The sequence below is a fragment of the Paenibacillus pectinilyticus genome (genome assembly GCF_001700435.1).
Classification (GTDB): Bacteria; Bacillota; Bacilli; order Paenibacillales; family NBRC-103111; genus Paenibacillus_E; species Paenibacillus_E pectinilyticus.
In genome coordinates this window covers 185,294-204,524 of sequence record NZ_LYPC01000014.1, presented here as the reverse complement: position 1 = coordinate 204,524, position 19,231 = coordinate 185,294, and the positions used below count along the sequence as shown (strand labels likewise).

13 protein-coding genes are annotated in these 19,231 nt (G+C 43.9%); 5 read left to right on the top strand and 8 right to left on the bottom strand.

Going from position 1 to position 19,231, the window contains the following annotated elements:
* Positions 1-253: 253 nt before the first annotated feature.
* From A8709_RS08535 to A8709_RS08525, 3 genes are all read left to right on the top strand, one after another.
* A complete protein-coding gene (locus A8709_RS08535) occupies positions 254-1,141 on the top strand; it encodes a LysR family transcriptional regulator (protein ID WP_065851946.1) in 888 nt (295 codons plus the stop codon).
* Between the two features lie 255 nt (positions 1,142-1,396).
* The gene (locus A8709_RS08530) at positions 1,397-2,338 is read left to right on the top strand and encodes an alpha/beta hydrolase (protein ID WP_065851945.1); all 942 of its coding nucleotides are present in this window, start codon (positions 1,397-1,399) and stop codon (positions 2,336-2,338) included.
* A gap of 209 nt (positions 2,339-2,547) precedes the next feature.
* The gene (locus A8709_RS08525) at positions 2,548-3,108 is read left to right on the top strand and encodes a general stress protein (RefSeq protein ID WP_065851944.1); all 561 of its coding nucleotides are present in this window, start codon (positions 2,548-2,550) and stop codon (positions 3,106-3,108) included.
* Between the two features lie 339 nt (positions 3,109-3,447).
* On the opposite strand, the gene A8709_RS08520 is transcribed toward A8709_RS08525, so the two are convergent.
* The 8 genes from A8709_RS08520 to A8709_RS08485 all read right to left on the bottom strand — a co-directional run bounded on the left by A8709_RS08520 (position 3,448) and on the right by A8709_RS08485 (position 15,661).
* On the bottom strand, positions 3,448-3,819 hold the full coding sequence (locus tag A8709_RS08520; protein ID WP_065851943.1) for a GNAT family N-acetyltransferase: 372 nt from the start codon (positions 3,817-3,819) through the stop codon (positions 3,448-3,450).
* Between the two features lie 109 nt (positions 3,820-3,928).
* Positions 3,929-4,987 (bottom strand): Gfo/Idh/MocA family protein, encoded by a 1,059-nt coding sequence (locus A8709_RS08515; protein ID WP_065851942.1) that lies wholly within the window; start codon positions 4,985-4,987, stop codon positions 3,929-3,931.
* Between the two features lie 21 nt (positions 4,988-5,008).
* The gene (locus A8709_RS08510) at positions 5,009-5,743 is read right to left on the bottom strand and encodes a ThuA domain-containing protein (RefSeq protein WP_065851941.1); all 735 of its coding nucleotides are present in this window, start codon (positions 5,741-5,743) and stop codon (positions 5,009-5,011) included.
* Between the two features lie 42 nt (positions 5,744-5,785).
* Positions 5,786-10,438, bottom strand: coding sequence for a glycoside hydrolase family 9 protein (locus tag A8709_RS08505; protein ID WP_065851940.1), 4,653 nt, complete (start codon positions 10,436-10,438; stop codon positions 5,786-5,788).
* 129 nt (positions 10,439-10,567) lie between these two features.
* Complete coding sequence (locus A8709_RS08500; protein ID WP_065851938.1) at positions 10,568-12,121, bottom strand: ABC transporter substrate-binding protein; 1,554 nt, start codon at positions 12,119-12,121, stop codon at positions 10,568-10,570.
* 74 nt (positions 12,122-12,195) lie between these two features.
* Positions 12,196-13,110, bottom strand: coding sequence for a carbohydrate ABC transporter permease (locus tag A8709_RS08495; RefSeq protein WP_065851936.1), 915 nt, complete (start codon positions 13,108-13,110; stop codon positions 12,196-12,198).
* 12 nt (positions 13,111-13,122) lie between these two features.
* Complete coding sequence (locus A8709_RS08490) at positions 13,123-14,034, bottom strand: ABC transporter permease (RefSeq protein ID WP_065852610.1); 912 nt, start codon at positions 14,032-14,034, stop codon at positions 13,123-13,125.
* A gap of 193 nt (positions 14,035-14,227) precedes the next feature.
* Complete coding sequence (locus A8709_RS08485; protein ID WP_141692465.1) at positions 14,228-15,661, bottom strand: ABC transporter substrate-binding protein; 1,434 nt, start codon at positions 15,659-15,661, stop codon at positions 14,228-14,230.
* Between the two features lie 106 nt (positions 15,662-15,767).
* Here A8709_RS08485 and A8709_RS08480 point away from each other — a divergent pair, with 106 nt between their 5' ends.
* Positions 15,768-17,612 (top strand): cache domain-containing sensor histidine kinase, encoded by a 1,845-nt coding sequence (locus A8709_RS08480; RefSeq protein ID WP_065851931.1) that lies wholly within the window; start codon positions 15,768-15,770, stop codon positions 17,610-17,612.
* On the top strand, positions 17,587-19,194 hold the full coding sequence (locus tag A8709_RS08475) for a response regulator (RefSeq protein ID WP_065851929.1): 1,608 nt from the start codon (positions 17,587-17,589) through the stop codon (positions 19,192-19,194). The genes A8709_RS08480 and A8709_RS08475 overlap by 26 nt, the downstream gene beginning before the upstream one ends.
* Positions 19,195-19,231: the final 37 nt, after the last annotated feature.

Genomic DNA, 19,231 nt, shown 5'->3' with positions numbered 1-19,231 from the left:
TCATTCCCATTAGAGGGTCATTCATTTCCTGCTCTGTCATTCCTGTGCTCCTTAGACGCCTCTATAATTTGCAAATAGCAAAGAATCGATAATAAAAACCCAGAAAAAAGGTTACCTAGCTAAATTCTATAGGGCTTTTTCACTACATTAGTAATAATTTTGAGTTTAATTATAATTGTGAAGGTTAATAATGTAAAATACACTAAAAGTTATCATATATAGATTTCAGTCTATCTATTGGAGGGGAAACACGTTGGAGCTACTTCAATTGCAATACTTTCAAACGACAGCTAAACTAGAACAAATTACGAAAGCTGCGAATGAGCTTAACATCACTCAACCTTCACTTAGCAAAACTATTGCTAGACTGGAAGAGGATATTGGCGTTCCCCTCTTTGACCGGCTAGGCCGCAATATTCGTTTGAACGCATATGGCAAAGTGCTCCTTAAGCGGGTAGAACATATCTTCCAAGAGCTTGAAGAAGCGCAACGGGAGATCCAAGATATGGCGGGATTACATCACGGAATCATCAAACTTGCGGTCTCACTAACCAACTTATTACCTGAAATTCTCGGGGATTTTTTGGAACATTATCCGAGTGTACATCTTCGCCAAGTCGTTGAACCAACATCAGTTATGAAGCAGATGCTAGAAAACGGGGATATCGATATGTGTATCACATATGCGCAAATAGAGGGTCCTGATATCGAGTGGAAAGCGTTACGAACAGAAGAGTTACATTTGCTCGTTCCAGATCAACATCCTTTATCCGCACGTGAGAGTGTCTCATTAAAGGAGTTACAACATGAATCATTTATTGGATTACGATCGGACTTTTGGTTCCGGAATATGACGGATAAGTTGTGTATGAAAATTGCAGGATTCACACCTCATACGAATATAGAAGTCGATGAAGTGGATGCCATTCTATTGTTGTTAAAAAAAGGGCACGGCATTACATTTGCCCCCGATTTGGCTTGGCGGTCTAGAATGAACTTAAAACAAAACAAACTCAGAATAACGGATCTTGATGAAAACATGACGTTAGGCTTAGCCTGGTCTAGGAATCACTATTTGTCATTTGCAGCCCAGAAATTTCACGAGTTTGTGCTCGACTACTTCGATAAATCTCGTGCGTAAGCCATCTTGCTTTTCTTTAGGCTGACTAGACAATGCTCCTTGTTCCTCCGTCTTCCATAAATGAAGTAAAAGAGCAGGCTATCGATAAGATAGCCTGCTCTTCTTTTTTGCACAAATTATTTTTAATGGCAGGCGCCAAAGAATATTATGATTCAACTCCCAACACGACGTGTAATGATTGGGTATACCTGCTTCATGGGCACTAGTAGCCTGAGGACCACAATAGTAGTCATTTCCAAAGGAGGCGTAATCCGTATGCGCAACAAAATCGAGTTGGAACAAGCTGCAAAACAAGTCGCTGAACAAAACAGTGCCCCGCCGTTTCTGCACGAGCTGGGTCCTGAGAAGGGCCGTGAGACTGTCGATAAGGTGCAGTCCGAGCCTGTGCACAAAGAGCCCGTAGATATCCAGGATTTGACTATTCAAGGAGGTCCGAAGGACGAGGTATCGATTCGTATCCTGAAGCCAAAGAACGCGCCGGAGCAGCTGCCTGTCATCCTCTACATTCATGGCGCTGGCTGGGTGTTCGGCAACTCGCACACGCACGACCGGCTCATACGTGAACTAGCCGTCGGCTCGCAGTCGGCAGTCTTGTTCGTGAATTACACGCGCTCGCCTGAGGTGAAGTACCCGTTCGCGCTGGAGGAGATTTACGCGGTGCTGGAGTGGATCTCCTCCAGTGGGCGCCCTCATGGCCTCGACGCCAACCGTCTGACCGTCGCGGGCGACAGCGTCGGTGGAAATATGGCTGCCGCGATCACACTGGCCGCGAAAGCACGCAGCGGTCCCGCCATTCACAAGCAACTGCTGTTTTACCCCGTCACGGATGCCTCATTTGAGACGGAATCGTATCAGCAGTTTGCTGAAGGCTATTTCCTACGACGCGACGCGATGCAGTGGTTTTGGGAGCAGTATACGGCCGATCCGCGCCAGTGCGAAGAGGTCACGGCATCGCCGTTGCGCGCCACGATCGAGCAGCTGAGCGGGCTGCCGCCCGCGCTGATCATCACGGGCGAGGCGGACGTGCTGCGCGATGAGGGTGAAGCCTACGCGAATAAGCTGCGAGAAGCCGGCGTACACGTGACTGCCGTGCGTTTCCAGGGCATCATCCATGATTTCGTGATGCTTCATGCTTTGGCGGATACCGCGGCGTGCCGCGGGGCGCTTTTGCTGGCGAACGCATGGCTGCGCGAATGAATGGTGACACCAGAACAGGCTATACGCAAAGTTCCACCTTTCAACTAGTGCAAAACTTTTGCCTGAGAGCAAATTCACACTGAAGTAATCATTCCTATTTTAACGACTCCATTAAAATTGGTTTAAATCAGGCTATTTGGGGTAATTAACCCTATGACACAGTCGCCCGAGGCGGCTTGCTAGCACTCAACTTGCCAGGAGGGATTACCATGAGCAAACATATTATCGGCATATTCAACACGGAAGAAGAAGCGATTCGCGTCATCAACCAATTGAAGGCAGAGGGATTTCACTCGGAGGAACTCTCGGTAATCGGCCGCAACCGCGAAGATCTCGATCACATTGAAGTGGCAACCGCGACCAAAGCAGAAGAAGGTCTTGCAACAGGCGCAGCGACAGGCGGCGTACTGGGTGGGGTGACGGGGCTGCTCGTGAGCATCGGCGCTTTGGCGATTCCCGGACTGGGTCCCATCATTGCGGCTGGCCCAATCGTGGCGATCTTAACAGGCGCAGCGGTTGGGGCAAGTGCAGGTGGACTGGTCGGCGGCTTGGTCGGACTCGGTATTCCCGAGAAGGAAGCCATGTATTATGACGAATATGTTCAAAACGGCAAAGTGCTCGTTCTCGTAGACAGCGGCGTCGACCGCGCCAATCTGGCGTATCGAATTTTCCGCGACCACAAGTCGCTTAATGCCGATACGTACAGCCCGGACTACGGGTACATAAACAGTACATACGGCGCCAACGACCGCTATCGTAATAACTTTTAAAACCATTGGTGTGACATGATCATGCTCACTTTCAACAGCAAGAAATCCGCAAAGCATCAAAGATCTGAAAGCTGCCTGCTTATCCTAATTGGATAGGTCGGCGGCTTTTTGATCTGGGCATGCTGCCTGTGGTGCCTGGCGGGGGAGTTGTCAGACCACATGCCAAATAAGCATCTGCCTTCGAATTAAGCATCTGCAACCTAATAAGACCCTAAGAGGTCTCGGTATGTGACCGCAAAGCTCAGCAATTATGAAGATTTACTCGAAGTCATCCTGAGGCCATATCACATACAAGCAGGCCAGCATCCTGTCGGACACTAGCCTGCTTGTAACGGATCCCTAACGCCCCATCATGGCGCTGCCTGAGCTATACGGGTCGGAGAACTCGCTCGCCGATTTACTATTTTCCCAAACATCGGCATACGCAGCGTTTTTCTTGAACTCCTCCAACGCGAAGGAGCAGGAAGGAATAATCTTGCGCCCTTTGTCGCGGGCTTCGCCGACCACCATGTCCAGCAGTTGTTTACCCAGTTGACGACCACGGTAGCGCGGGTCCACGTAAGTATGATCAATCACCCAGGTATCGGCCGCGACCAGCTTGTAAGTAATCTCGCCGACCGTACCTGACAACGTGCTGAGGATGAAGCCGTTGCCTTGCTTTTGTAGAACAATTTCCTCCTCAGCTTCGTGAAACGTGTTGTTTGCTTCCATCGTGGAACACCTCCTGAAGGATATCATGCTTGTTTGTATGTATTACCCTTTAGGAGAGGTAGTGAAACAAAGATCAGAAGACACCCAATTTATGGAAATTATCTAATCCTTACAAAGTAACCTCGCGTCCAAGGCGTGCCGACTCATAAATCGCTTCCAGTATTTTTATCATGTCCACGCCTTGAGAGGGTGTGAAATCAGGCGCTGTTTCGCGCAGCAGGACATCGATAAAATGCTCCAGATTCGCTGGATGCCCACCTTTTCCTGGGGGTAACAACGGCTGCGTATTAGTAAGCGCGCCTTGCAGCTCAGAAAATACCTTTAGTTCATTTCCATCTAAGCTAAAGCCCGCCTGTGTTCCTCGGAGCTCCACGAAGCTGCGTTCCTGCTCAATATTCGACGCCCAGCTGAATTCGATCTGCAGGGTCGCTCCGTTATCGAACCGAATATAGCCATTTGCCAGATCCTCTACGTCAAAATGACCCTCAGATTGGCTCTCGCCAAATTGGCTATGAACCGAATCCGCCAACTCGGAATTGGCAAACTTACAGTAGGTGGCTCCACTGACCGTAACGGGCTTCGGATTGCCCATGATCCAGACTGCAAGGTCAATCATATGGACGCCAAGATCTATGAGTGGCCCGCCGCCTGATAATTCCTTCGTGGTAAACCAGCCACCCTTGCCGGGAATGCCTCTTCTTCGAATCCATCCGCAGCGACCTGCATACAGCTCCCCGAAATACCCGCTTTGCGAGACCTGCTTCAACCATTTGGCCTCAGGCCGATAACGATTATTTCTCATGACCATTAAATGGCGGCCATTTCGCTCTGCTGCTTCCTTCATCTTTAACGCTTCCGCCACGCTAACAGCATCGGGCTTTTCAGAGAAGACATGGATCCCTGCATTTAGCGCTGCAATTGCATATTCCGAGTGATACAGATTCGGTGTGCATATGAAGATGGCATCAATTTCCTTCTGCTGCTCAAGAAGCTCGTAAAAATCACCATAAACAGGCACCTCAGCTTCATCTGCGTAGGCTTGCGCCTTGGAAGGATTAATATCACAGAGAGCCTGTAGCTTTATTTCTTTGTTTTCCTGGATAAGCGGCCAATAAAAAGCTTTAAAAATGCCTCCCGTGCCGATAACGGCTACTTTCAACGATGTCATGATAGCGATAGCTCCTTTTCTTTAAACGTCTTTGCCTGGTGTTGCTTCGCGTGCTGGAAACTGTCCATTTTGAGGTGTAAAAGGCACAAGCCCAGACTCTGGTGCAGCCCAGCGAACGCTATTCGCGATGACTTGGCGTATAGCTGGCTGATAATAAGTCGGAAACGTTTCATGCCCCGGCCGAAAATAAAAGATTTTCCCAAGTCCGCGCCGGAACGTGCACCCGCTTCTGAATACTTCACCACCTTGAAACCAGCTGAGAAATATGAGCTCATCCGGCTCTGGTATATCAAAGTATTCTCCGTACATCTCTTCCTTTTCCAATTCAAAATAGCGGGGGAGACCTTGTGCGATGGGATGCCCTGGGTTCACAACCCAGAGCCTCTCCTTCTCGTTTGCCACTCGCCACAGCAAGTCGCAGGTGGTTCCCATCAGCCTTTTAAATATTTTGGAAAAATGACCTGAATGCAGTACGATGAGTCCCATGCCAGTAAGCACTCGCTGCTGTACACGGTTCACAATTTCGTCCTGAACTTCGTTATGGGCCATATGTCCCCACCAGATCAATACATCGGTGTCATCCAGAATAGCTTGCGTTAATCCATGCTCTGGTTCTTCTAGAGTGGCTGTTCGCGCATCGATGCCATGCTCGCTCAACCCCTCCGCAATCGCACCATGGATTCCCCTCGGATATAGATTCGCGACAATTTCATTGATCTGCTCATGTCTGCCTTCATTCCAAATCGTTACTTTCATGCTCCAAAACCCTCCAAATACAAAGACTTCATTATTCTTATCTCATTGGCTTACCGTGACATCATCGAGTATCATCTTCGATGTGGCATAGACACGCGCACCAATCTTGCCGCTGCTTAATGCGTTGTCTGATATATTCAGCTGTAGGACTCCGTCTTGATAGGCTTGAATAGAGCTTCCATTAACTACAACTTTGTACGTGTAGTCTGTATTAGCGACTGTGCTCGGCCCGGCATAACCCAACGGGGTTTGTACGCCACCAACAATTTTGTAGAGTTCCATTTTTCTGCCTGAGGGATGATTGTTATTTCGAATCGCCAACACGTAATAGTTATTGGGATCCGTATACCTGAACACCAAACCAGCGTCATTATTACCGCCCGAATTCGTCATGACTTTTACCTTGGCCTGCAAGGTATAATTCGTCCAAGCTAAGCTGCCTGCAGTGGATATACTTGTGCCATAGCCGGCTGTCCCATTGTATTCTGAATTTACGACAGACCATGTTCCGCTTGTAGGTGTCCAGTTATCTGCTAGACCACTGGAGAAATCATCGGAGAACAATTTGGTTATGACAGTAGGTCCAGAATTCAGTGTTGTGCTGACCGCATCAGAAGTCGTATCGGTTGTATTAAAATAATAAGAATGCGTGCCTGGAGGCAGCTTTGTGGTGAAACTATAGGTTTTACCATCTGTGTAAGTCACATCACTTGGCGTCGTTTCCTGCATTTTATGAACCACGCCATCCACAATCACTTCCATTGCAAAAGGTTTCTGGTTATCTGCATCTGTGTAGGTGGCCGTAAAAGTAAAGGGTGTTGTGGAATCACCCAAGGCTGGCGTCACATTCGTTGAAGTCAAGGCCGGTGCCGATCCACTCGCGACGTTCGTAGCCTGAATATCGTCCAGAAGCATTTCACCATACAAGCCAGTTGCTTGTTTAAGCCATACAACTAGATGAGCCGTTTTCTTATTGAGTGTCGGGAATGCATTCAAGTCGTAGCTTTTTGTCGTCCAAGTGGTTGGCACAGATACGAAGCCGCTTGTCAGGCTGAAGCTGCTTGCACCATCTTCAATCGTAAGATTGATTTGACTATTGGCGTAACCTGGATTCTTCATTGTATAAGTCAGATAGCGATATCCTGACAAATCAACCGTATCATGCCAAGGTTCAAACTTGGCCTGTGAGGCGCTTGTCGCAGGAGTCTGGCTGAATTGTGCAACATCGTAGGTGTTGTTAATATTCACCCTATTAAATTTACCTGTACCTCCAGATTGATTCCACCAGTTAACCCAGTCTAGCTTCTGAGCCCCAAACATCCCATTTTTACTAAAATCGTCATAAAGCAGTGGATGTGATGGATCAGGGAGCGGTGGTGCAACTGTGTAATGCGTAGAACTATAGGTGTCATTCCCCAGTGAATCCGTCCCTCTTACGTTCACACGTTTACTCGTATAAGGAGCCAATGAACTGACATCTACTGTAGTGCTGTAAACTCCTCCACCCGCCGTCATAGGACTATAGCTGGCACCATAAACAAGATCACTAACTGTCGAATATACGGAGCTCAATACTGTCGTAGGTTGTACAAACAAAGTGACATTTCCACGAACATAATCGCCTATAATAGGCGAAGTAATGGGCAATTTAGCGGGAACTACGCCGCCTGAAGTGCTTTCAACATTGAGATCCGTTAGACCCATAATGGTATACAGAAGCCCTACTTGAATGGAGATGCTGGATTCGTTGTATCTCCATTGGTTGCCATCATCCGCAAAGAGTCCTCTGTCTTCATACCATGGGCTTACACTTGTTTTATCTTTGGTATCTTTCATATTCGGTCCACTGACCATTTCACCAGGTATTACAACGCCTGTGTTTGCCGTATTATAAGAGTTCTCGTCTAGACGTGTATGCAAGAAATCTACATAATCTGTACCGATTCCCGAGACCCAGCTTATGTTCCACGGGTTTTCACCAAATATCCAATAAGCACCCTTGGTCACAGCACGAAGAACCGCGGGATCTCCGAACAATTCATAATACCGCACCATATCACCCAAAAAACCAGCGTGTGGCTCATTCACACCAAACGGTCCAAATTCATTCAGAACGCCATACGGGGTATCATCTGTTGATGACAAGAAATAATCGGCTTGTTGTTTCAGAAGCTTATGAATAATCGTCTGTGTTGCAGTATCTGCAACAGGATAAAACTCAGCCATAGACATAGGCCGCATATCCCAATAATTCGTTGATTTAATATCTTTAAATGTTAGTGTGCTAATACGCGCGGTTGCTGAATTTTTATAAGCAGTATCGTTCGTTAATAGATATAACTCCACTTCGGCCCACAGCAGCGTGTTCGGTACACCGCCGATTGTTTCATAACTCCCCTGTGCAAGATTCGGGTTAGCAACGACAAAGTTATAGAACGTTATCGCAGCCGTTTGACATGAGGCAGCAAACGTTGTGAATTCCGCAACTTTACTCGTTGGAATATATCCCCCTGCAAGTGCGCTTTGAATGGCACGCGCTGTAGCTGCAAGAGCACCAGCTGCTTTGGCCGAGCCGCCAATTCCAATAGCACCATATTTCCGATCATCTGGTGTATTAATAATATTGTCCGTTTCTTTTTCTGGATGGATGAATCCGGCATTATTCGGCAGGTTATACATGGCTCCACCGAACGCATTTGCAAATTTGACCAAATACTCGCTGCCGAATCTGGCTTCATCAATCAAATCGGGAACACCGTTGTTATCATTATCGTATCTGACATTCGCGTTCGATGCATGACGCAGATAAGCTAAGGCAATTTCACCAGCAACCCACTGGTTCCCTCCATACTTACCGTAATCTCCAGCATCATACCAGGAGCCCGACAAATCATAATGCGCTGTGCCATCTGGAGATAAGCCATCATCCAAATGTCCTGCAGGATGGAAAACCTTCTCTGAAGGAGCTGTATCACTGCTGTAGCCAACTGGATATGAAACGCGAGTATCCACAGCCGAACGCTGCAATCGATAGAATGCCGTCATTTCATCCTTATATTGGTTCCAAATGTTGGATTGAATTTGGAAAGGATAGGAGGAAATGTTATTCGTTTTAATTGTATAGTTGGTGCCTACTGTGGTAACCCCTGAGAAATCAATCGAGTACACATGTTTATTCCAGGTAACACCCTCATCGGTCATATTGCCTGAAGCAACTACCGTTGAACCGTTTAATACCTGATAAGATGTATCGCTGAGTTCATCATAGGCCGTTACTTTGGCATTTTTGAAAGCATTTGCGCTATAACCTGCTTGGCTAATGACGACATCATTGACCAAACTGCCTGTATATGTTTCTGCATTAATTTTATCGATAGCAATCGTATACCCGCTTGAACTTGCATTCTTTTGTCCCGTAACCCTGACCTTAACCGTATGCAGCTGATTCGTAAGATTCGGAGTTGTGTACAGCAATGCCGATTCCACGCGACTGGCAGAGTAGGTATCGACATTAATGTCCGCACCACCGTCAATGGATACTGCGGCGATCCCATATGTAGCTGCCGTCACACCGTATAAACGTGCCTTGGTTCCGATGAATCGAAAAGTGAGCGAATCATCAGCAGTGCCGGATACATGATTATCCCCCTGATAATTTCCTACTGGGGCAGCCGAATAGGACCAACCAGTCCCTGCATAAGTCATTTGGTTATTGCCTGTTCCTACCGTATTATCATTAATGTCAATTATTTGTGTAGCGCTTACAACTGTAGGACCTGATACAGGTAACGTTGTCACTACATCGGAGTTGTTATCTGTTGTTCGGAAGTAATACGAATGGCTTCCCACAGGCAGCTTCAAGATGTAGTAATAATCTTTCCCGTCTGTGTATGTTATATCTGCCATGTTAACAGCCGTCATATCATAAACCGTGTCATTATCAATGACTAGCTGTACGGCAAAGGGTTTATTGTTATCCACATCTGTATACCTAGCCGCAAACGTATATAACGTGTTTTCATTGTTAATTGCACCTGAATTTGACGTCATACCCGTCGCAGTCAATGTCGGAGCTGTACCGCTGTAAGTATCCGTCGCTTGAATATTATCAAGTAGCATCTCACCATAAACACCCGTAGCTTGATTAAGCCAGACGACAATATGAGCACTCGATTTAACCAATCCCGGAAAGAGATTCAAATCAAATGCATAAGGAGTCCAGCTAGTTGGTACGCTTACGAATCCATTCGTCAAGCTGTAGGAATGAGCGCCATCCTCAATCGAAATATTGATGCGACTTCCAGCGTATCCTGGATTTTTCATGGATAAATTGAGGTAGCGATAGCCTTCAAGGTTCGCATTAAAGTGCTGCGGTTCGAACTTGGCTTGTGAGGAGCTCGAAGCCGGTGTTTGCGTAAACTTTCCAACCGTAAGCGCATCTACCGTTGTTCTTGCATAAGTACCTGTACCACCCGACTGATTGTACCAATTCGCCCAGGGGCTTCCACTTTTCCCGAAGCTTCCGCCTCCAATAAAATCATCAACCAGTAGTGGAGATCCAGGACTTGGTAATGAGGCTACAGCTGCTCTTGTCGTCGTTGGCAATAAAACGAACGTTTGAACGATAAGCGCAACAACTAAACAAAATAGTGAAATCTTCTTAAACTTCCCTTTGAAATCAACTGGGTTACCCATCATATAACCTCCACTTATATTTTGATATACGTAACAGGGAGCCTCTTCTCTTACTAGTAACACAGCCTCCTTCTAGATATAAATCGAGTTGGCGCAATAAGCATCTACGCCAACTCAGTTGAAAATTAGTTATTTATTTCCGCCAGCAGCCAACCAGGCATCAACCTGCTTTTGCTTCTCTGCGATAACCTTATCCACACCTGCTTGCTTAAGCTTGTCAAGATACTTAGGCAGATAGACCTCAGGATCTAATGTCCCCGTACTTAATCCAGCATTAAATTCTGCATTTACGTTAGCTATCGCAGCTACTTCTGTTTTGACAGGCTCTTGGTCGAAATTAAAGCCCATTAACTTACTTGATATGGCAGAAGCGTTGAATGATTTGAATTGATCCCATTTCGTTGTGTTCTGTCCTTTATAGAAGTAGTTCAAATATTGATTGCCGAATACCCAGTAAACGCCAGGATAATAACCTGAATTTTGAGCATCTACACCTTGAGCAAAATCAATGACATTGTCCGATACTTTTACAAAGTGTTTTCCTTCAATCCCATTGTTGACCAAGTTGTTAAGGTATTTATCCGTATTAAGCAATTCCAGGAACATCATCGCTCTTTCTGGATTTTTCGAAGTACGAGAGATGGCCTGCATCGAACCTTGTGTATCATTGCCGTTAATGGAAGCAGGACGCAAGTAGATTTGTTTGTAAGGGAATCCTCCGTTGGCTGCGGAAATTTCTTCATTAGCTAATGGTTTTAGGGTACCGATCGTTAAGAAAAATTTCCCTGCTTTTCTGTCAGAAGTTATATCCGTTACAGTTGCTGCATCTTTACGCATGTATCCTGCCGTATAATACTTATGCCATAAGGTGAAGATGGCTTTTGTTTCTGGTGTAGCCAGATCATTAATGACCGTCGTATTGCCGCCTGGAACCAGCTTGCCCGGAATGGTAGCGTCTCCAATTGGATCATAATCCAAATTTAGCGTTAAGCTGTTGTTCTGAACCTGACCCGCCAGAATCGGATACATGTTCGGTTCTTTCTCTTTAATAATTTTCAGGAATGGTTCCAAATCATCTAATGTTTTAACCTTGGAAAGGTCCATATTATATTTCTCAGCAATATCCGCACGGTATAAGAAACCATATTGATGAGCCAATTCCTTCTGCGTCGGTAAAGCATAATTCTTGCCATTGACTTTCGAGCCGGCTAAGAATGCGGGGTCTAGCGCTGCTTTTGTTTTTGGCGCATACTTGTCAATTAAATCCGTCATATCAATGAAGGCGCCTTTAATCACGTTCTGTCTATAGTTGGACCATCCGGCTGTAAACAAAATGTCTACGCTTTCACCTGAAGAGATGATGACATTTGATTTATCCGCCCAAGTTCCAAACGGTATCATATTCATTTTGACCGTTGCGTTAATTTTATCTTTCAGATACTTATTGATTTCCGCTTCCACGAGTGCTACATCTTTAGGAGCACCTGTACCAGCAACAGGCATAGCCCAATTTAGCTCAACAGGGGGGAGTGATTCTTTAGCGACTTGTGTGGCTGCTGCCGTAGTTACTGGCTTAGTGGATGCCTTCTCGGTTGCTGACTCTTTGGTACAGCCGGTTAGTGCCGTTGTTAGCATAATAGCCGGTACAAGCGTAAATCCTACGTATCTTTTTGTTTTAAACATAGTTTTCCCCTTTCAAATTGACAATTCTATACTAAAGCAACCAAGTATCCCACCCAAGCAACATTTGGTCGAGTCTAGCCTTTAATAGCACCTACCGTTAATCCCTTAATAAAATATTTTTGTAGGAACGGATAGGCTAAGATAATGGGCCCAATCGCAATAATGACCATTCCCATACGTGCACTTTGACTAGGTAAGGTATCCACGGAAATGCTGCCTTGGTTCTTGTCTGCTAAGTCGAGTATGATTTGAATCGAGCTTTGAATATTATGCAGGAGCAACTGCAGCGGCATCAGTTTGGGATTCGTAATGAACAATAACGCTGTAAACCAGTCATTCCAATACGTAATTGTGTTGAACAAACCGATTGTAGCTAGTACGGGTCTGGAAAGATTGAGCACAATACTGAAAAATATGCGGTACTCGCCTGCACCATCTATTTTTGCTGATTCCAAAATCGCATCCGGTACATTGGTCGCAAAAAAAGTTCGCATGATCAGGACATAAAATGGTGTAAGTAACAAAGGCAGGATAAGAACAATCAACGTATCCTTCAAATGCAGCACATTGCTGTAAACCATATAATAAGGTACAAGTCCTCCGCTAAAGAGCAACGTGAAAAATATAAGGAATGCGAAAATATTTCTCGACTTTAAATCCGGTCTTGAAATGGGATAGGCATACAGGGCTGTCACTAACAGACTGACTAGTGTACCTACAACCGTAATGAAGATAGAGATGCCATACGAACGGATGATTTGACTTGAATCATTGAAAATATAGGTGTAAGCCATCCAACTAAACTTCTCAGGGAAGAAGCTGAACCCGTTGTTCACAATCGATTGTTCGTCTGTAATAGATACCATAAAAACAAGCACTAATGGACTAATACACAGGATAACATAAAACATAAAAACAACATTTACGATAAAATTTGAGGTGTTCGAAATCGTGTTTAGTTCTCTTTTTTTGTGCGATGTAAACCCCATTGCATTCGTCTCCTAGAACAAAGCAGAATCTTTATTTATTCTTTTGACAATCCAATTACTCGTAATAACCAGAATAAAGCCTGCAGTTGCTTGATATAATCCGACCGCTGCTGCCATACTGGCATCCCCAGTCACTCTTAATGCGTTATACACATACACATCAATAACATTGGTCGCCGAGTATAAGATGCCTGAGTTTTGTGTGGTCTGGTAGAACAGACCGAAATCTGCATAAAAGACTCTTCCAATCTGCAGCAGTGTGAGAATAATCATCAGTGGAAAAAGCAGTGGGATCGTGATGTAGAAGATCTGCTTTGTTTTACTAGCGCCATCAATAACAGCGGCTTCGTAGATTTCCGAATCAATGCCAGTAATTCCCGCCAAGAAAATGATGCTGTAATACCCCAATGTCTTCCAAATATGCACCAATGGAAGTATATACGGCCAATAACGCGGTTCGTTATACCAAAGAATAGGATCGATGCCTAGTGGAGCCAATACATTCTTATTAATAAAGCCCATATCCATACTCAAGAATGAAAATGCGAGAATACCGACAACAACCCAAGATAAGAATTGCGGCAGCAGCATTGCCGATTGATAGAACTTAGCCAGCATACTATTTCTTAGTTCATTCATGAGGATAGCAGCAGGGATAGCCGTAACTAGCGTAAGAATGATAAAAGCACCATTATAAAGCAAGGTATTGCGGGTGATCGTGTAAGCATAAATGGATTTAGTGAAAAACTCGAAATTCTTAAATCCTACCCAATCGCTTGCAAGAAGACTTGTAAAAAAATTGTCTGATGTAAACTTAAAATCTTTAAAAGCCAGCAATATGCCAAACATCGGTAAATAATTGTTGATCAGCAGAATAATCAGCCCTGGGACGAGCATGGACAATAATACTTTGTTTTTCTTCATTTCCTTGACAATGCTCTTGAATCTATTCGGTCTGTTCGGCTTGCTTGTTGCGTAAGATTGGCTGTTGATTGCGTTTCCTCCTTTCTTGTTATCGCTTACAGGTTCACTATAAACGAAACGAAAAAGAAGCAAAATAAACAAAACTATAATAGAGTCTAAAATTCTCTACACTTTTATAAATCGTTTATGCTTGTTATTTTCCTAATGGATGCTGAGGGTCAAAATACGAATTCGTATAATCGCTTTTATTCACGCCAAATGTTGTGAAGAAACCGTTTAATAATGTATTAAGTCTGTTGTTTTCAGCCTCCAAGGCCTCGTCTATCGATTTCCCATCCACGATAGCGGAAATATAGGCTTTCGAGCGAGCCCACTCATCCATGTTCAACGGGGTATTGGGGTAAATTGAATCCTTGCTTCCTGGTAAAAATTCACTAAAGTGAGCGATAGTCGGCTTGTAAAGCGGGTTATCTAACATCCCATCCATGACCGGAATTAAACTGCCGCCCTGATATAACTTCCCGATATAATCGACAGAATATAGATATTTCCATACCTTGACCGCCTCCTGCAAGTGCGCCGTACCCGATTTGACTACATTCAACCCCGCTGCATGGATAGCTACCGCCCCCTGACCGATCGTGGTTTCGCTAGTTGCAGGCGGCATAGCTACACCCCATTCATTTTTCGGAGGATATTGCTCTGCAAATAGGGTAGGTTTCCAGCTTGCTGCATACATCATGCCAATATTCCCTTCAGCAAATTGTGCAGTCGCAAGATCATCCTTCATTGCGCCCATGCCTGGAAACAGTGCCCCGTTTTCTTCCATCGACTTATATGTCGTTAACCATGGCTTAAATCCAGCTAAATCATAGGTACCCCTTTGGAAATTATAAAAGTAAACACCGCTATAGGCACTGGTAGCCTCCATCGGCTGTACCAAGCCTCCCCATTCTTCTCCTATCGGCAGTGCAAAGCCATACTTTCTTGCTCCCTTTTCAGCCTCACTGATGATAGTGGCATATTTTTTGACCTGGTCTAACGTGGTTGGCGGAGACTCGGGATTTAAACCCGCTTTACGAAATAAATCTTTATTGTAAATGAGTCGATATGTAATTTGGTTCGAAGGTATCGTATAGAATTTATCTTTATTACGCGAATTTTTAGCGAATTCAACAGCCCATTTCGGAAAAGGCTTAAAAAAAGACTCATCTACGTAAGCTGAAAGATCTTCTACCCAGCCTTTATAAATATAGCTTGTCAGCCACTCCTTGCTTACTTCATAGACATCGGGACCTTTTCCTGAAGCATTCAACATATTCAAGGTTTCGGTGTAGCGATCACGAGGTATCTTCAATAAATCGATATAGATATTATCTTGATTTGTCTCATTGAATCGATGAATGGCCTCTTCAACAAATTTGACAGAAGTGACTGACATTTGAGCGTACTGAATATGGATCTTTGCCGATTGCCCGTGATCTGTGACAGCTTCATTTCCCTGCCCCATCCCCACTTGTTTATTCGAAAAACGGTTCGTACAGCCATAAGCAATGAAACAAGCTAGAACGCTTGCGATACTTAGCGTTACTGTTATTTTTCGGTATTTGATTCGGATACTTACCACCCCTTGCCAATCTAGTTATTTCATTCTACTAATAATTATTATATAATTTTTCAGATTATTGTGATAAGTTTTCATCAAAGTAATATTTTTGATAAGGAGAATCCTGATGCTTTCGAGAACAATTAAACGTATTATTCTAAAGCGTTTTCTTTTTACAACCAGCATTCGCAGTCGATTGCTTTTGTATTTTATCAGCTTGATTCTCTTGCCAACTTCAATTATTTCGTACACGATATACGCTAAATCTACCAGCATCATTACGCAAAAAATCAATGCCTCCTTAGAAGAAAAGCTCGCTATGATTGCGATTAATATTAATCAAAAATTGGAGGCCATCAATGATATTTCGGCTGAAATCTACTTAAATCGGGACCTAATTCGTGTGTTATCCTCCCAGCATCCTTTCGATAAAACAGCGCTGGTGAGTGAGATGTCCTTGCTGGATAAGCTTTTAGAGAGTTATTCCGTACCCAATGTGACACAGACGTTGCTCATACCAAGGCTCTATTTAATCAACAGACCTGAATATTTGATGTATAGCTTTTCGGATAAGGTTTCCGATATCAGCCTGATTGAGCAAGAACCTTGGTATTTGGACCTTCCCCCAAAAGCCGAATATACCGTTGTGGGACTGGATAAGGTCGTCATTTCCTCCACAACCCATCCGACCATTAAAATAGCCAAACGATTATTCGGATTGGATGATATGTTAATTCCCTATAATGGACTGCTCACCATCGATGTCGACATTGATTACTTTAATAATATTCTGAATAAGTCGAAGCCTACCGCTGGTACTTCAACCTTCATTATGGATAAGCGAAACTCTATTATTATTAGCCCCAATACCTCTTTACTCGGAAAAGCGGCGAGTCAAGAAATGGAAATGAGTGCTTCGATTACAAACAACCTGGAGGCAAACGGATCATTCATTGAAAAACACAGCCATGGCGATATCTTTGTTTCTTATCAGCACATGACCGATTTAAATTGGACAATCGTTTCATTAACGCCTATGAACGAATTAAACGGTGAGCTGAACGCCTTTAATAAATTCATCTATATCGTCATTATCTTATGCTCTATACTTGCCCTGCTAATGGCCTTATTGCTTGCCGATAACATTTCATATCCCATCCGCAAGCTTGTTAAATCCATGAAGATTGTTCAAAACGGCAACTTCGAAATCTCACTGGACTACAAACGAAACGATGAATTTTCTTACCTTTTTAAAACCTATAATAAAATGCTGATTGAGCTGAAAAGTTTGATCGATAAGCTTTTTATAAGCGAGAAGGTCAAACGCGAAGCAGAACTAAAAGCCTTGCAGGCTCAGATCAACCCTCATTTTCTATATAACACCCTAGATTCTGTGAATTGGATGGCCATTAAGCATAAAGTACCGGATATCTCTACCATGGTGACTTCGCTTTCGGATACTTTTAGATATAGCTTGAGTAAGGGCAATACGATCATTCCGCTGTTAGATGAGAAAAAACAAGTAGAAAGCTATTTGAGAATCCAAAAAATTCGTTTTAAAGATAAATTAGATTATTCGATCGATTTTCCCCAGGAGATCCTTGGCTACTTAACGGTTAAATTGATTTTACAGCCGATTGTAGAGAATTCAATTATCCATGGTATTGAGAAAAGAAGGGGAATTGGAACCATTATCATCAAAGGTGAGCGATTGGACTCTCTGATTGAAATCACTATCAGCGACAATGGTGTTGGGGCGGATGTGAAGGAACTAAATGCCATCTTAAATGACCCAAACAGCTTAAAGTCCTTTGCAATCCAAAATGTGAATGAACGTATCAAGCATTTTTTCGGGAATGAATATGGTATTCAATTTTATAACAATGAAGAATCCGGCGTTACAGTCCGCTTGAGATTTCCAGCCGTTACAACAATGGAGGGTTACGATGTTAACGATGATCATAGCAGATGATGAGTTTATTGTCAGGGATGGGCTCAGCAACAGTGTGAATTGGGAGGAGCTAGGGGTCAAGGTTATTGCCGAAGCCGTCGATGGGCAGGAAGCCCTGGAGCTGTGTCAAGAGCTTAAGCCAGATATCCTGCTCACTGATATTCGCATGCCGCTTGTCGATGGACTTGAGGTTGCAATGAAGCTGAAGGAATGGGAAAGCGACATCAGAGTCATTATTATCAGTGGCATCCAGGATTTCAACTATGCCAAAACAGCCCTCGACATCCATGTGGAAGGCTATATTCTGAAGCCAGTTAGAATCAACGTGCTCGTCGAGATGGTGACTAAAGTGGTGCATCGCATCAAGATGGAACGCAATCTGCACTCCGAAATGACGCATTTAAAGCAGCAGCTGCACGAGCACTTTCCATTGATTCGCGAGAAATTTCTCCGCAATTTAATTTGGGGCGTAAGTTCAACAGAGAAAGAAATACATGCGAAATTAAGCTTTTATCAATTACCTTTGCGTGCGGAGGAAAGCCATCTTGTGTCTGTCCTGCAAATTGATGACTACGATACAATAACGGAAAATAAATCAGAAGAGGATAAACAAATCCTTAGCTTTAGCGTCTCAAATATTGTTGAGGAGATTATCAGCAGTACTCACTCTGGCGTAAGCTTCTGTGCCAACGAAAATGAATTCGTGCTCATTTTCAATTCGAATATGGAGGGAACGAACCGACATACCGAAATATGCGAGGAAATACTCGCGTGCCTGAGGAAGTATTTGAAGATTTCCATTTCCATTGGAATCGGACGCCCCGTGAATAACATACTAGCCATTCATTCCTCCTATAAGGATGCCTGTATGGCATTAAAGTACAAATTTCATACTGGAAAAAATTCAATCCTCCATATAAGCGATATTTATAGCATCAATGATATCTCTGCCAATACGGTCGATAGGTCCAATTTCTACGACAAGGAGAACCTACTTATGAACGCCATCAAGCTTGGAGATAGCAGCGGCGTTTCAAACATCCTTCGCAGCATGTTCGATCAGCTCAGAAACATGCCTGTAGATTACATACAAAGCATATGCTTGGAAATGGTTTGCATCGCATCCAGAACTGCACAGGATCTAAGCGAGGATCTCGATCATATTGTTGGCAAACGATCCAGTATCTTTGAATCCATTTATAAAAAAGAAAATGCTCAGGATTTAAACAACTATATATCCAACCTGTTCAATCTTATGGCGCAATATTTTTCTAATAAATATAATCAAAAGAACACCAAAGTAATCCAAAAAATGATGGATATCATCAAGCTGAGGTATAAAGAGGACATCAGTGTCATGAAAATTTCTGAAGAAATCTATCTAACGCCTAACTATATCAGCTTGATCTTCAAGCAAGAAACGGGGGTAACGATCACCGAATATATTACCAGTCTTCGTATGGAAGATGCCAAAAATCTGTTGAAATCCACTAATTTAAAAATTCTGGAAATCGCTGAGAAAGTTGGCTATGAAAACCCACACTATTTCAGTACCGTTTTCAAGAAATATACGGGCATACATCCGCAAAAGTATCGATCGTAAAGACACAAATATCCCCTCCAAATATTCACTCTATGCT

Coding starts and splice junctions, on each gene's coding strand:
- A8709_RS08530 (WP_065851945.1), top strand. CDS start 1,397: ATGCGCAACAAAATCGAGTTGGAACAAGCTGCAAAACAAGTCGCTGAA.
- A8709_RS08525 (WP_065851944.1), top strand. CDS start 2,548: ATGAGCAAACATATTATCGGCATATTCAACACGGAAGAAGAAGCGATT.
- A8709_RS08520 (WP_065851943.1), bottom strand. CDS start 3,819: ATGGAAGCAAACAACACGTTTCACGAAGCTGAGGAGGAAATTGTTCTA.
- A8709_RS08515 (WP_065851942.1), bottom strand. CDS start 4,987: ATGACATCGTTGAAAGTAGCCGTTATCGGCACGGGAGGCATTTTTAAA.
- A8709_RS08510 (WP_065851941.1), bottom strand. CDS start 5,743: ATGAAAGTAACGATTTGGAATGAAGGCAGACATGAGCAGATCAATGAA.
- A8709_RS08505 (WP_065851940.1), bottom strand. CDS start 10,438: ATGGGTAACCCAGTTGATTTCAAAGGGAAGTTTAAGAAGATTTCACTA.
- A8709_RS08500 (WP_065851938.1), bottom strand. CDS start 12,121: ATGTTTAAAACAAAAAGATACGTAGGATTTACGCTTGTACCGGCTATT.
- A8709_RS08495 (WP_065851936.1), bottom strand. CDS start 13,110: ATGGGGTTTACATCGCACAAAAAAAGAGAACTAAACACGATTTCGAAC.
- A8709_RS08490 (WP_065852610.1), bottom strand. CDS start 14,034: ATGAAGAAAAACAAAGTATTATTGTCCATGCTCGTCCCAGGGCTGATT.
- A8709_RS08480 (WP_065851931.1), top strand. CDS start 15,768: ATGCTTTCGAGAACAATTAAACGTATTATTCTAAAGCGTTTTCTTTTT.
- A8709_RS08475 (WP_065851929.1), top strand. CDS start 17,587: ATGTTAACGATGATCATAGCAGATGATGAGTTTATTGTCAGGGATGGG.